The sequence below is a fragment of the Methylomonas sp. MED-D genome, assembly GCF_050276835.1.
Lineage (GTDB): Bacteria > Pseudomonadota > Gammaproteobacteria > Methylococcales > Methylomonadaceae > Methylomonas > Methylomonas koyamae_A.
The window spans coordinates 3053749-3066333 of record NZ_CP189965.1 but is presented as its reverse complement, the minus strand read 5'-3'; the positions used below and the strand labels follow the sequence as shown (position 1 = coordinate 3066333).

Below are 12585 nucleotides of genomic sequence, written 5' to 3'. Positions count from 1 at the left end.
TCCAGTGCGGCGGGTCAATCCCAAGCCGTTTCGTAAATGCTGTCGATGGGGATATTCAGTTCAACCGATGCTAGCGGGATCGTGGCGCCGTCGGTGTATATTTTCATGTCCCAACCGTCGTCGGTACGCCGGTAAACGCGCACGTCCATGCAGCTTTGCGCGACCAGTACATATTCTTGCAGGCTGTCCAGTGACTGGTATAGCTGGCGCTTGTCCTCGCGGTCGAATTTGGCGGTGGAATCGGACAGCACTTCGACGACCAGTTTCGGCTGTTCGCGGAAATGGCTATCCGGCGCGGTCTCGCAAGTGACCATCAGATCGGGGTAAAAATACGCGTCCGCCGCGGCGACCTTCAATTTGACGTCGGACATGAACACTCGGCACGGCGTGCCGCGCAAGTGCTCCCGAAACAGCATGTAGAGGTTGCCGGCGATGAGGTTATGGCTGTCGCTGGTGCCGGTTATCGCGAACACCTCGCCGGCTAGATATTCGTGTTTGACAGGGCTGGACAACTCCATTTCCAGATAATCTTCCGGGCCGATGTAGTTGGATTTTGGTAGGGGTACGGACATGGGACGCTCCTGATCCTTAGGCTAAAGATATTCCCTATTGTTGATAGGATTGCCGGGTTTTGCAATCGGCGAATCGGCGTTGCGGTTTATGCGCGGATGTGCCGGACACCAGTGGCGGGCTAATCGCTCTTCGCGATTGTCGAATCCCAGTCGATACGGCATTTTTCGCAGGTGAAGTGAATGGTCTCAGGCGCGCTAAGCTGTTTAGTGCGCCGGCGCATCCATCGGTTGCAAGTCGGGCACTTGGCGACGTACATACGCAGCGCTCCGATCAGCATCACAAAAATCCACATCATCATTAGCACGGCAATGCTTATTGTCTCCAGCGATTCGTCGTTCAGCTGATATGCGGCATAAAATGAGTATGCAAAGGGCATTACCGAAACCGCAAGAATCGACAGCATAACCTTCAGTGAGGTTTTAGCGTGGGTAGGATGAATTCGAGGAGTCATGTGGCGGCCAGACGCTGAAAGTTATTGGTACCGGAGCGTAACGGAGCAAATCAAATTGCGTAACGGTTTGGTTTCCGGTTGACCGGCCTGTTTTGCGGGCCAAGCTGCAACGCGATAAGGCTCGCATCCCGGATAGGTCGTGCCTGGCCGAGGCGCAATGCTCTCGAACGATGCGCCTATCGGCTTCTGCCTCACGTAAGTTCGGCTTGGCAGCGCTTGAAAATACCCGAAACCCGCCAACGCAAGGCTTGACTTTTGTTTCCTTTGGGAAACAATGTCAGTCATGAAATACGAATTGCAAAGCACGCAGACATTTGCCGAATGGTTCTCCAGGCACAAGGACAAGACGGTTAAAAACCAGTTGCTGTCCAGGCTGGCACGGATTGAGAACGGCAATTTCGGCGACAGCAAAACCTTGTCCGCAAATTTGTTTGAGCTACGCTGCTTTTTTGGTGGCGGCATTAGGTTGTATTACACAATCCGTAATCACGAATTGTTTTATTGCTAACTGGTGGCGACAAATCCAGCCAAAACAAAGACATTGAAAAAGCCAAAGCTATATTGAATTCCTTGGAGGATTAAACCATGCCTGACACTATTACCGCTTTTGATATTGCCGAACATTTGGAAACAGAAGCCGATGTCCGTGAATTTTTGCGGGAAACGGCAAGCAACGGCAGTCCTTCCGATTTTATACACGCACTTAATATTGCCGCTCGCGCCAAAGGTATGAGCGAAGTTGCTAAGCAAGCTGGAGTCACTAGAGCCAGCCTTTACAAATCCTTGGCGGAAGGCGGTAATCCCCGATTTGAAACCATCGCCAAAATTGTCGAAGCATTAGGTTGTAAATTGATTGTCTCCTAGACTCCGTTTGCACAGCTATCCTAAAAGTCCCGACTGCCACCTGGGGCTAATCCGACTGCTTTTGATGTTGTCAGACATGGTGGGTCTCTTTTAAAAGCTTGCGTTAATATTTTTGTAGCTCCGAAAGCGCAAGGTATTCGGATCAACGAACGAGCGGGACGGGTTATTCAACCCGTCCTTAAGCGTTTGATTTACGGCAACGCCTTGTTGAAACGTTGGGGACGGGGTTACAAACCCCGTCCCGCTCAGAGGTATCTTTTTAGCCATCGGAATGGCAACGCCCCGAGATGGTACGCGTTGCGTACCCTACTCGGCTATGTTTTTAGCTCCGAAATTCAAAGCGGTGCCGATTGCTATGCCAGTAAGAATTGTTCCAGTGAGAGAGGTGATCACTGTCCATAAGCCGTTCAGATCTGCGATCTGAGTAAAAATAAAGAAAGCACCCATTCCGGCGAGAGTACAGACTATCTTCAATAGCAACGCAGCCCTCTTCCGAACGTAGACGATCTTTGGGCCGCCAACATAGTTTACGTCGGCTATATCAGATGCCGCAAAAAGGAATATGGCTGTCACAAGGAACATTGCAGAACGTTGCCAAGCCGGACCTTTCTTGGTGCTATCAACGAACTCAACGCTAGAAATCCCGATGACTCGCGCGCGAGGCGAAAAATCCGGTTGTTTTCCCTCCGAGAGGATAGAAATGGTTATGGTTTCTTCAGGATTGAGAAGTACAGGCTTAAAACTCACGGCCGTTTTATCCCAAGTTATTTTTGCTTCAATATCTTTAGGGTATGTTGACGTTACTTCTGCGCGGACAATCGATGAACCTTCAAGCACTCGGAGTTGAAGTGGTGATTCGAAGTCCGTTGTTGGTAGCGGCTTCTTTCCATCATTTACAAGTGTTACGACAGAGAGGATCGGCGATTGAATCTTGATACCGTCCATCAAGACTTCTAGCCCCTTGATAGTACCAGTGGTCTCGGCGGTCAGAGGAACTTGAGAAGCAAGTCGGAAGGAAAGGGACTTTGCATGTAAGTCTGCTTGCCAAAGCCAAATTGGCACTGCAATACCGACAATACTGACGATGAAGGTCAGTGAAGTCCAATTTAGAAAACTTGGCATGAGAGGAATATTCCTAATGCGAATATCTGACACGTCAATCACTTCCCCCAACTATCCCTCAACGTCACCGTCCGGTTAAACACTAATTTCCCAGATTGGCTATCGACGCTGTCGGCGCAGAAATAGCCGGTGCGTTCGAATTGGTAACGGGTATGGGGCGTGGCGTTGGCTAGGCTGGCTTCGACGCGGGCGTCTGTCAAGACTTCCAGCGAGTCGGGGTTGATGCCGTCCAGGAAGTTGTCCAGGGTGTCCGGGTTAGGGTGGCTGAACAGGCGGTCGTAGAGGCGGATTTCCGCCGACAGTGCGTGTTGCTCGGAGACCCAGTGAATCACGCCCTTGACCTTGCGGCCTTCCGGGTTCTTGCCCAGCGTGGCCGGGTCGTAGCTGCAACGCAGTTCGACGACATTGCCGGCGGCGTCTTTAATGACTTCCTCGCATTTGATCACGTAGGAACCGCGCAAGCGCACTTCGCCGCCCGGCACCAGACGTTTGAAGTCTTTCGGCGGGTTTTCCATGAAGTCGTCTTGTTCGATCAATATCACTTTGCCGAACGCCACTTCGCGGCTGCCCATTTCCGGTTTTTGCGGGTGGTTGGCGATTTGGTAAGTCTCGCTCTTGCCGTCTTCCCAGTTAGTGATGACGACGCGCAACGGTCGCAAGACCGCCATCGCCCGCAACGCGTTTTCGTTGAGGTTGTCGCGGATGCAGGTCTCCAGAAAGCTCATTTCGATCCAGGAGTTTTTCTTGGTCACGCCGATGCGCTCGCAGAAATCGCGGATCGCTTCCGGCGGTACGCCGGCGCGGCGCAGGCCGGAGATGGTCGGCATGCGCGGGTCGTCCCAGCCGGTGACGTGTTTTTCGGTGACCAGTTGCAGTAGTTTGCGCTTGCTGACGATGGTGTATTCCAGTTGCAGGCGGGCGAACTCGATTTGCTGCGGATGGCACGGCGTTTTCAGTTCGTCCAACACCCAGTCGTAAAGCGGGCGGTGGTCTTCGAACTCCAGCGTGCAGATCGAGTGGGTGATGCCCTCCAGCATGTCCGACAAACAGTGGGTGTAGTCGTACATCGGATAGATGCACCAGGCGTCGCCAGTGCGGTGGTGATGAGCACGGCGGATGCGGTAAATCGCCGGGTCGCGCATATTAATGTTGGGCGAGGCCATGTCGATCTTGGCGCGCAGCACGTATTGGCCGTCGGCGAATTCGCCGGCGCGCATGCGTTGGAACAGGTCCAGGTTTTCTTCGATAGCGCGGTCGCGGTCCGGGCTAGGCTTACCGGGTTCGGTCAGCGTGCCGCGATCCAGGCGCATTTGTTCCGGCGTGGAACTGTCCACGTAAGCCTGCCCTTGATTTATCAATTGCACCGCATAGTCGTACAAGGTCTCGAAATAATCGGAAGCGTGGTATTTGCCGGCCCATTGGAAGCCCAGCCAAGCCACGTCGCGCTCGATCGATTCCATATATTCGACGCTTTCCTTTTCCGGATTGGTATCGTCGAAACGCAGATTGCAGGTGCCGTTGTTTTCGGCGGCTAGCGTAAAGTTCAAGCAGATCGATTTGGCGTGGCCGATATGCAGATAGCCATTGGGCTCGGGCGGGAAGCGGGTGGCGACCCTGCCGTTGTTTTTAGCGGCGGCCAAATCCTCGGCGATGATGTGGCGGATGAAATTCGAAGAAACGGGGCTATCGGTCGCTGACATGGAGTAGGAAACAGGAAATTGGATAAAGCCGCAAATTTCGCGGGGTTGAACACTGTCGGCCATTTTAACGAGTTTAAACGGTACTCGCAAAGTGGCCGAACCGGTCCGGACGCGGCGAATATTCGCCGAAAATGCTGCTAACTTTTTGACTGAGAAGATTTTTATCAAATTATTAGCACTCTCTGTATTCGAGTGCTAGAATTCTGTCAACACATAAACCATCAACGGAGTCTAGGCTGTTATGAATAACTCTTTGGCTTTGCCGATCAACTTGTCGGTCGGGACATTCGATAATTATTTAAGCGTGATTGCCCGGATGCCCAAATTGAGCGCCGAGCACGAATATGCGTTGGCGGTCCGTTATCGCGACCTCGGCGATCTGGAAGCCGCCAAGGAACTGGTTATGTCCAATTTACGTTTTGTCGCCCACGTTGCGCGCGGTTACGCCGGTTACGGCTTGCCGATGGCGGACATCGTTCAGGAAGGCAATATCGGTTTGATGAAAGCGGTCAAACGTTTCGATCCGGATCTGGGCGTGCGGCTGGTGTCGTTCGCGGTGCATTGGATCAAAGCGGAAATACACGAATACGTGATCAAAAACTGGCGTATCGTTAAGGTGGCTACCACCAAGGCGCAACGTAAATTGTTCTTCAATTTGCGGAAGCTGAAGAAAGACCTGAGCTACCTGAGCCGCGACGATGCCGAGGCGATTGCCGAAAATCTGGATGTCGACGTCAAAACCGTTTACGAGATGGAACGCCGTCTGGACGGGAGAGACGTGGGATTGGAGCCCAGCGACGACGATAGCGACAACTCGCCGGCGCCGATTGCCTATCTGGAGCAGCAGGGCGCCGATCCGGCCTTACTATTGGAGACCAGCGATTGGGAACACCGTAAGGAAGAGTTATTGCTGGACGCGATGGCGGGATTGGACGAGCGCAGCCGCGATATTCTCGCCAGCCGCTGGCTGGTGGAACAAAAAGCCACCTTGCATGATCTGGCCGAGCGCTATCAGGTCTCCGCCGAGCGGATACGTCAGCTCGAACAAAACGCGATGAAAAAACTTAAAGCGGCGGTGATGCTGGAAGCTTAAGGACACGCTAGGGTTTTCAATGCGACAAGGACGCACCGCGCTCTAAGTAGGGCGAGGCGAAAATGAAAACTCTAAACCTCGCAATTAAAAAGAGGTTGCGCGGTAATAAAATTGCAGTATAATGGTTACTTCTGTGCCGGGGTGGTGAAACTGGTAGACGCGCCGGATTCAAAATCCGGTTCCTTCGGGAGTGTCGGTTCGATTCCGACCCTCGGTACCACAGATTTATGCACGCAAGTGCAACGAAGTCCAAAAACCCGCAAGCTGTCTGGCTTAGCGGGTTTTTTATTGTGCAAAGAAGTGCAACGAAATGCAGGGGCATGCAAGCAAAAGTGTGTCCTTCATTGTGTCCTTACCTATAATGGCGCTCGGCGAGGACACAACCGAGGACACACTATGGCGCTTCACCTCAATAAAGACACGGTCTACAGGGCGGCAAAGGCGCGTGATAAAGATTACTTTATCAATGACGGTGGTGGCCTCTATCTGGTGGTCGGCAAAAACGGCACCAAGATCTGGAAGTTCATCTATTCCTTCGAGGGCAAGCGGAAGAAACTTTCATTTGGCGTGTATCCGGATACCACCTTAGAAAACGCCAGACGCAAAGCCGAAGACGCACGCAATAGCCTTGCCAATGGCACCGATCCAAGCGAGACCAGAAAACAAGCGCGGGCGGAAGCAACCCAAGCCGCAGAAAATAAAAGCCGCGTGACCGCCGGCTTGCCCATCGCCAACAGCTTCGAAGACATTACCAGGCAGTGGTTGGAATCCACGGCCCATACCGTGCGCGACCACGCACCACAAGAAAAACCGCCGCTTCGAACTCTACGTGTTTCCGGAAATCGGCCAAATACCGATAGGCGACGTTAAGTCGCCAGACATCTTTGCGGTGATCCGGCCGCTGATCATCAAAAAGCAACTGGAAACCGCCCATCGGGTTCGCGCCGACATCAGCGCCGCCTTTGCCTACGCGATCGCTCACGGCTTTACCGACTACGATCCCGCTCAAGCCGTCGGCGCCCAAATTCCGGCGCAAAAGGTCAAACACAACGCGGCCGTCACCGAGCCAAAGCAAGTTGGGCAGCTGCTGCGCGACATTGGCCAATACCAAGGCACCTTTATCGTGCAATGCGCCTTAAGGCTTTCGCCCTACCTATTTCAGCGGCCCGGCGAAATCCGGCAAATGGAATGGAAAGACATCGACATGGCCGCCAAAGAATGGCGCTACTTCGTCACCAAAACTGAAACCCAGCACATTGTTCCGCTATCGGCGCAAGCGATTGAGATATTGGAGGCCATCAAGCTGTTAACCGGTGCCGGCCGCTATGTCTTCCCGTCCAGTAGGGGAGACGGCCGGCCAATGTCCGACGGCACCATTCGTACCGCGTTAAAGACCCTGGGCTACGAACGCGACGAAATGAGCGCCCACGGTTTCAGAACCACCGCGTCCACCTTGCTCAACGAACAAGGCTGGTCGCCGGACGCGATCGAGCGGCAACTGTGCCACATGCCCAAGGACCAAGTCCGCGCCGCCTACAACCGCGCGCAATATCTCGACGAACGTCGACGGATGATGCAGGCCTGGGCCGATTACCTGGACGCCCTCAAAAACGGCGCGCAGGTGATTCAGTTCCCGCGCCAGGCTTAAAGCCAGATTGGGAATGTCGGTCGTTCTGTTATAGAATGAATTGCGTTGAACCCTATTGAATGTTATCGGACAAACGGCAAATTATGAATAAATCCACCTTTAAGGGATTGCTTAGCGGATTGAGCGCTGCCGGTATGCTTTACTCAGATGCTCGTTATCCGGATCTTCCCCTGTCCATATCCGAAAAAAAACATGATCTCGACAATATGCGTGGGGACTGGTTGAGAATCGGCGGCGACTTCAAAAAGGCAATCCAACGTGAAAAATCCGCGCAAGAAAAAGCCCGTCGCACATAACCTCCACACAGACACCCAAGTATCGGTCGGCTGAAGCGGCCCATTACCGCCACCCGCCGCGCTTCAACGATTCGATGCAACCATAGAAAACGGCGCCGAACGCATCCTTAAAATGGCCGAAACCGAGCAAGCTGCTCGCCTGGCCAGAGAAGCCGAAACCATCAAGTACGAACTCGCTAAATTCGAGGCCATACGCCAGGACAACCGACGCGGCCAATGGCTGGGATTTGTCATTGCCTTGTCAGCCGTTGTGGCGGCATCCATCACCGCCTATTTTGGCGCGCATCCTTCGGTATCCATAGCCTTGGTCGGCGTTCCGATCCTGGGCATTGTCAAAGCCATCATCAACAGCCGAAGCGATCGATAAGACAACGCGCGCGGAAAATCAATGCAATGAAGTGGAAGCCAGTTTGGCGATCAGCCGGGTGGCATGCCTTGCAACAGCGCAGCGCGTTCGGCCTTGGTGAGAGTATTCAACAAGTTGGCCGCCAATTGCAGCGTGGACTGAGCCGGCGGGTTGAGGTAGTGCTTAAAGCCTAGCATGGTGACGAACGTCGCCCCGCATTCCTTGACATTGAGGTACTGGCAGTACAAATCGGCGACGGTTTTTTCGTCGTTCAGATTGTTGCGGGACGTGATGCGGGCTTTTTGTTGGCAGTTGGAGCAATAGACAGTCATATGAGCGTTCCGGATGAATGGGCGAGGTTTAAAACTATACGCCGCGCAAGCAAAAAATCACTGAATACAGCCAACGCCGAACGCGCCATACAGCAAGCGGGTTAAACTCAAGCCGCTCTCGCTACTCGATGCGGCATGTTATGCCGCCGTCAATTCAACCCGTCTGCCGGCTCGGGTAGCCAGCGTTACCAGCATGTCCAGACTGAATTTATCGCGCTTGCCGCGTACCAGATCGGACACGCGCGATTGCCCAATACCTAAATGCTCGGCGGCCTGAATTTGCGTCCAGCCGCGTTCAGTGATGGTTTCGCGCAACCGTGCCATCAACTCGGCGCGCATTGCCAGCAAGGTGGCCTCTTCCGGCGAAAAGCCCAAGTCGGCAAACACATTGCCGCATGATTCAATTACAGGTTCTTTATCCATCGATATTCCCCAGTTGTTTATAACGACGAGCGGCCAGCTCAATATCTTCGCGCCGCGTTTTTTGTGTTTTCTTATGAAAAGCATGCAGTACGTACACCGCGTTATCGAACTTGGCGACATAGACTACCCGCCACTCGCCCAGCACATGAATGCGAATCTCGTACGCGCCGGGGCCGACGGACAGCAACGGCTTAAAGTCGGATGGCATGACGCCACGCTGCACGGCATCCAGCTCAAAACCCGCATCGCGGCGAGCTTCGGCGGGAAAGTTTTTAAGGTCGTCCAGGCTGGAACCGATAAAGCTCAGTTTTTTCATGCGGGTTAGATTATCAAGGTGTTTGTATATTTATCAAGGTATTTTGATAGTCTACTAATGGCTAAATACCGATTTTTTTTCTTTCAGCCTCACGTTGCCCGTCCCGCGTCGATGCACTGTATGCGGCCTACGCCCTTGAATTGAAGGGCCGGTTCCGACGCGCGGCCAAGCGTAGCGAGCTGGCATTCCCACGCGGACAGGCCACCCATATATTGCGGCACTCGTTCGCCAGCCATTTCGTGATGAATGGCGGCAACGTCTTGAGCCTGCAAAAAATCCTGGGCCATGCCGACATCAGCATGACGATGCGCTACGCCCACTTGGCGCCGGATCATCTGAAGGATGCGGTGTTGCTCAACCCTATGTCCAACTCATCTACCAACCACCCTGCGCGAGGGCTTTCCCAAGTGGCGTAACGTCTCGACGTCCTGAGTTCGCGACCTGGATCTGATGGCGGCTTGCTCGGTACCGGTACAGTCGCTGCGACACCGCTACCAGCGGCTAAATTCACTCATCCTCACCTGCGCGGGTTTTGCACAAAAAATTGCACGCGAATTTCGTTTTGAAGGGCTTAAACCGGGACAAGTTGCCGGAGAGCCAGGAAAGCAGCGGCTTGCAGACACCAAAGCGAAGCGTTTTTACCCGATTTGCAAAATTCACAAAGTGCCGATCATTGACGGTTTGCGCCATTTCGACAGGCCAAACGGCACACCGAAAAAACCGGCGATTTTTCTTAAATAATTGATATTTATGGCTTTAAGTGCCGAAATGTTTTTTCCATGGATTTGCGTCGATCCGCCACCGAAAGACTGTAAGCCGCGTGGCGTCTCACTACGGTAAACATTTCAATGGCGCAAATTGGCAGATTTCAGGAATTCGAGAGATCAAGGTTTCTGGATCGGGAAGGCGATAAATCAGGGCAAATTTCGCGATCGAGATTTGATTGTTTTCTGTCGAAAAGCAACCGACAGGAGATTGAGCTGTGTCCTTGAGTGTGTCCTTATTTGAAGTGTTGAAAAATCATTACATATAAATCAATTATTTAAGAATATTAAGGTTCCGACCCTCGTACCACAGATTAATGCACGCAAGTGCAACGAAGTCCAAAAACCCGCAAGCTGTCTGGCTTAGCGGGTTTTTTATTGTCCAGAATACTTCAAGCAAATGCAGGTGCTGTTACAGCGACAATGCCCGCGAAACCTTCTTCCCCACCGCTTGCGCTGTCTGCAACGTCACAAAGCCCGCCGTTTCGAAATTCAATGACCGCCCGGAGTCGGCTGAAAGCCGATCGGCAATATCAAGTTGCCGGCTGATTTTGCTATCGCCCGGCCACTGTAAGGACGTAATTTCAACCCGGCAAAACACAATTAACCAGCACACCTAGCCGGTTTTCCAGCCACTGAATGAAAACGCTGGTCAATGGGGTTAAATTACCCTATATTTAATACCGTAATTTTTGACGCTCATTTTGGCTTTTTTCGGCGGGTTGCCGGCAAAGGCGTCTGGCTTCATCCTGGTTTTTACAACAAGTCTAAATTTCTCCTGCCCACCCGGACTGGCCGACAGTATCAACGGATTTGGGCAAATCGCATTTCATTACTCCATCAAGGAGGCTCTTATGAATAAGATCAAACACAAACCAAGCCTTGCGGTCGCTTGCCTGCTGATTGTGCCGGGTTTATCGACCCCAACCATCGGCATAGCCGAAACAGGTAATGTGGTGTTATGGAACAAACTGGGGAGTAACGCCGAGGTGACCCATAGCGAAGTAGGACCGGATGGCACGCTGATGGGCGGCAATTACGCTTACGAGCCGGGCAAATTCGGCAACGGCTACGTTCGTAAAGGCCTTTGGAACTGGGTTGAGTTCCCAGGCCAAATTATGCGAAATCTCGCGCAACGCGGCGCGATCTCGATGTGGATCATCCCCAAGGTCACCCAGCCGGAACCCTACAACTACGGCGTTTTCGGATTGCTTGGTCACCCCTATTCAGGACAAACGGATACTTTTTTTCTCTACTGGGGCGACGGCGTTACCGGCCAGGGTATTTTCGGCGGCATAGGCTCGGCTGGAATATTGACCCCAAACGAACCCAAACAGTTTGTCGCGCAAATCGGCACGCCGTTCCACGCCGCGATTGCCTGGAATGTCAATGGCATAGACGGTAGTAGCGATAGATTGAGAGTTTACCGCGACGGACAACTGATCAGTTCCAGTTCCGCATCATGGAACCCGGCGGCCATTCCCGCCGCGGGTTTTATTGTGGGTAGTAGCGCGGAATCGGACGGCAACTCTTATGACAAGTACATCGTCGACAATGTGGTTGCCTACGATTACGCCAAAACCGATTTTTCCGACCGATTCATCGAAAATCCGGTGGATTGCCAAGTAGGCGAGCTGCCCGAGCTATCGGCCAACATCAGCAAAAAGTCCGGTACCCAAAGTGCCCGTATCTGGACGATTTCGCTCGGCAACAATAGCCGTTGTCCGGCGGAAAACGCCCAAATCGACGCATTGAATCTCACTCAAGTCGCCGGCGCGGCTTGTACTCCAACCGTGACCACGCCAGCCAGTTTCCCATTGGGCGTTGGCAATATCCCGGCCGGCGCGCAGGTGAGCGGTACGGCCAGCATCAACTTCAACGGTTGCCCTAACGTCGCCAGATTTAAAGTCAGCATTCCGTTTAGCAGTAACGACGGCGAAGTATCCGGATCTAAAACCTTGACCAATCAATTCCGCTAATTGTTAATTCGGAGATATTCTGATGATGAAACGCCTATTCTTGTTAGCCGGCTTGTTATTCATACTGCCAAGCACCCAGGCCTCGACCGCATTCCAATTGGAGCCCGCGAATGGCGCAATCGCAGGTTACCGAGGCGATACCGTGGGTTGGGGTTTCCTTCTGACCAATACCCAAAACTTTCTGGTCGTGACCGGCGCGGAATTTCAATCCTCGAGTTCGCCGGGTACCTTTACCGACTTTATCAGCGCACCCGATAATTTCTTCGTCGTAGGGCCGGGCTTTGGCGCCAGTACCGCCTGGGGACAATCGTTCGATGACAGCAACCAAACCGGATTGGGCCGCTTTAAAATTGCCGACGATGCCGCTCAAGGGACTACCTACGGCCAGATCGTACTGACCTACGACTTATTCGCCCGCAGCCCGTTCAATCCCGCATTCGATCCCGACACCGACACGCTCTCCAACGGCAATGTGTTAACGGCAAACGCTTCGATCACCGTCAATACCATACCGATACCCGCGGCCTTCTGGTTGTTTGGTTCGGCACTGGCTGGGTTAGGGATTTCGCGGCGACCATACCGCCGTTGAACTAAAGCAGCCGCTCAGCCAACGCCGCCGCCAAACCCGAGGCGGCGGCTTTCAAAAATTTTTCGCCGGTTTTTTGTTATGGGTATGGC

General features: G+C 53.1%; 17 protein-coding genes, 1 tRNA gene and 1 pseudogene. 12 read left to right on the top strand and 7 right to left on the bottom strand.

Translation table 11 applies throughout. The annotated features are described in order from the left end of the window. Window positions 1-14: 14 nt before the first annotated feature. Window positions 15-572: a Uma2 family endonuclease gene (locus tag ACQE3E_RS13680; protein WP_313730051.1), complete on the bottom strand. Its 558-nt coding sequence runs from the start codon at window positions 570-572 to the stop codon at window positions 15-17. Between the two features lie 119 nt (window positions 573-691). Further along, a complete protein-coding gene (locus ACQE3E_RS13675; RefSeq protein WP_313730052.1) occupies window positions 692-1024 on the bottom strand; it encodes a hypothetical protein in 333 nt (110 codons plus the stop codon). A gap of 274 nt (window positions 1025-1298) precedes the next feature. Here ACQE3E_RS13675 and ACQE3E_RS13670 point away from each other — a divergent pair, with 274 nt between their 5' ends. After that, a complete protein-coding gene (locus tag ACQE3E_RS13670) occupies window positions 1299-1532 on the top strand; it encodes a type II toxin-antitoxin system RelE/ParE family toxin (RefSeq protein ID WP_427500658.1) in 234 nt (77 codons plus the stop codon). A 77-nt stretch (window positions 1533-1609) separates the two neighbouring features. Further along, on the top strand, window positions 1610-1888 hold the full coding sequence (locus ACQE3E_RS13665; RefSeq protein WP_168029371.1) for an addiction module antidote protein: 279 nt from the start codon (window positions 1610-1612) through the stop codon (window positions 1886-1888). Window positions 1889-2194: 306 nt separating this feature from the next. Here ACQE3E_RS13665 and ACQE3E_RS13660 read toward each other — a convergent pair whose 3' ends face one another. After that, the gene (locus ACQE3E_RS13660; protein ID WP_313730054.1) at window positions 2195-3010 is read right to left on the bottom strand and encodes a hypothetical protein; all 816 of its coding nucleotides are present in this window, start codon (window positions 3008-3010) and stop codon (window positions 2195-2197) included. A 38-nt stretch (window positions 3011-3048) separates the two neighbouring features. Then, window positions 3049-4710: a glutamine--tRNA ligase/YqeY domain fusion protein gene (locus tag ACQE3E_RS13655; RefSeq protein WP_313730056.1), complete on the bottom strand. Its 1662-nt coding sequence runs from the start codon at window positions 4708-4710 to the stop codon at window positions 3049-3051. A gap of 241 nt (window positions 4711-4951) precedes the next feature. Between ACQE3E_RS13655 and rpoH the strand changes: the two genes are divergently transcribed. From rpoH to ACQE3E_RS13625, 6 genes and pseudogenes are all read left to right on the top strand, one after another. Beyond that, complete coding sequence (rpoH, locus tag ACQE3E_RS13650; protein ID WP_313730058.1) at window positions 4952-5803, top strand: RNA polymerase sigma factor RpoH; 852 nt, start codon at window positions 4952-4954, stop codon at window positions 5801-5803. Window positions 5804-5938: 135 nt separating this feature from the next. Continuing rightward, a tRNA-Leu gene (locus tag ACQE3E_RS13645) sits at window positions 5939-6023 on the top strand. Between the two features lie 176 nt (window positions 6024-6199). Continuing rightward, window positions 6200-6673 carry an Arm DNA-binding domain-containing protein gene (locus ACQE3E_RS13640; RefSeq protein WP_313730059.1) on the top strand — a complete coding sequence of 158 codons (474 nt, stop codon included), beginning with the start codon at window positions 6200-6202 and terminating at the stop codon, window positions 6671-6673. Further along, on the top strand, window positions 6633-7451 hold the full coding sequence (locus tag ACQE3E_RS13635) for a tyrosine-type recombinase/integrase (RefSeq protein ID WP_313730060.1): 819 nt from the start codon (window positions 6633-6635) through the stop codon (window positions 7449-7451). The genes ACQE3E_RS13640 and ACQE3E_RS13635 overlap by 41 nt, the downstream gene beginning before the upstream one ends. Window positions 7452-7534: 83 nt before the next feature. After that, window positions 7535-7747 (top strand): hypothetical protein, encoded by a 213-nt coding sequence (locus tag ACQE3E_RS13630; RefSeq protein ID WP_313730061.1) that lies wholly within the window; start codon window positions 7535-7537, stop codon window positions 7745-7747. A 58-nt stretch (window positions 7748-7805) separates the two neighbouring features. Next, window positions 7806-8114: pseudogene (locus tag ACQE3E_RS13625) on the top strand (DUF2335 domain-containing protein); the annotation flags it as partial. Window positions 8115-8164: 50 nt separating this feature from the next. On the opposite strand, the gene ACQE3E_RS13620 reads toward ACQE3E_RS13625, so the two are convergent. The 3 genes from ACQE3E_RS13620 to ACQE3E_RS13610 form a co-directional block, all read right to left on the bottom strand. Then, on the bottom strand, window positions 8165-8425 hold the full coding sequence (locus tag ACQE3E_RS13620) for an ogr/Delta-like zinc finger family protein (RefSeq protein WP_313730062.1): 261 nt from the start codon (window positions 8423-8425) through the stop codon (window positions 8165-8167). 138 nt (window positions 8426-8563) lie between these two features. Next, on the bottom strand, window positions 8564-8848 hold the full coding sequence (locus tag ACQE3E_RS13615) for a helix-turn-helix domain-containing protein (protein ID WP_071158158.1): 285 nt from the start codon (window positions 8846-8848) through the stop codon (window positions 8564-8566). Beyond that, a complete protein-coding gene (locus tag ACQE3E_RS13610; protein WP_168029364.1) occupies window positions 8841-9164 on the bottom strand; it encodes a type II toxin-antitoxin system RelE/ParE family toxin in 324 nt (107 codons plus the stop codon). The genes ACQE3E_RS13615 and ACQE3E_RS13610 overlap by 8 nt, the downstream gene beginning before the upstream one ends. A 140-nt stretch (window positions 9165-9304) precedes the next feature. On the opposite strand from ACQE3E_RS13610, the gene ACQE3E_RS13605 reads away from it, so the two are divergent. The 4 genes from ACQE3E_RS13605 to ACQE3E_RS13590 all read left to right on the top strand — a co-directional run bounded on the left by ACQE3E_RS13605 (window position 9305) and on the right by ACQE3E_RS13590 (window position 12496). Further along, window positions 9305-9580, top strand: coding sequence for a tyrosine-type recombinase/integrase (locus ACQE3E_RS13605; RefSeq protein ID WP_409521117.1), 276 nt, complete (start codon window positions 9305-9307; stop codon window positions 9578-9580). 34 nt (window positions 9581-9614) lie between these two features. After that, window positions 9615-9905, top strand: coding sequence for a hypothetical protein (locus ACQE3E_RS13600; protein WP_313730063.1), 291 nt, complete (start codon window positions 9615-9617; stop codon window positions 9903-9905). A gap of 877 nt (window positions 9906-10782) precedes the next feature. After that, window positions 10783-11907: a hypothetical protein gene (locus ACQE3E_RS13595; protein ID WP_313730064.1), complete on the top strand. Its 1125-nt coding sequence runs from the start codon at window positions 10783-10785 to the stop codon at window positions 11905-11907. Between the two features lie 22 nt (window positions 11908-11929). Then, complete coding sequence (locus tag ACQE3E_RS13590) at window positions 11930-12496, top strand: hypothetical protein (protein ID WP_313730066.1); 567 nt, start codon at window positions 11930-11932, stop codon at window positions 12494-12496. Window positions 12497-12585 lie beyond the last annotated feature (89 nt).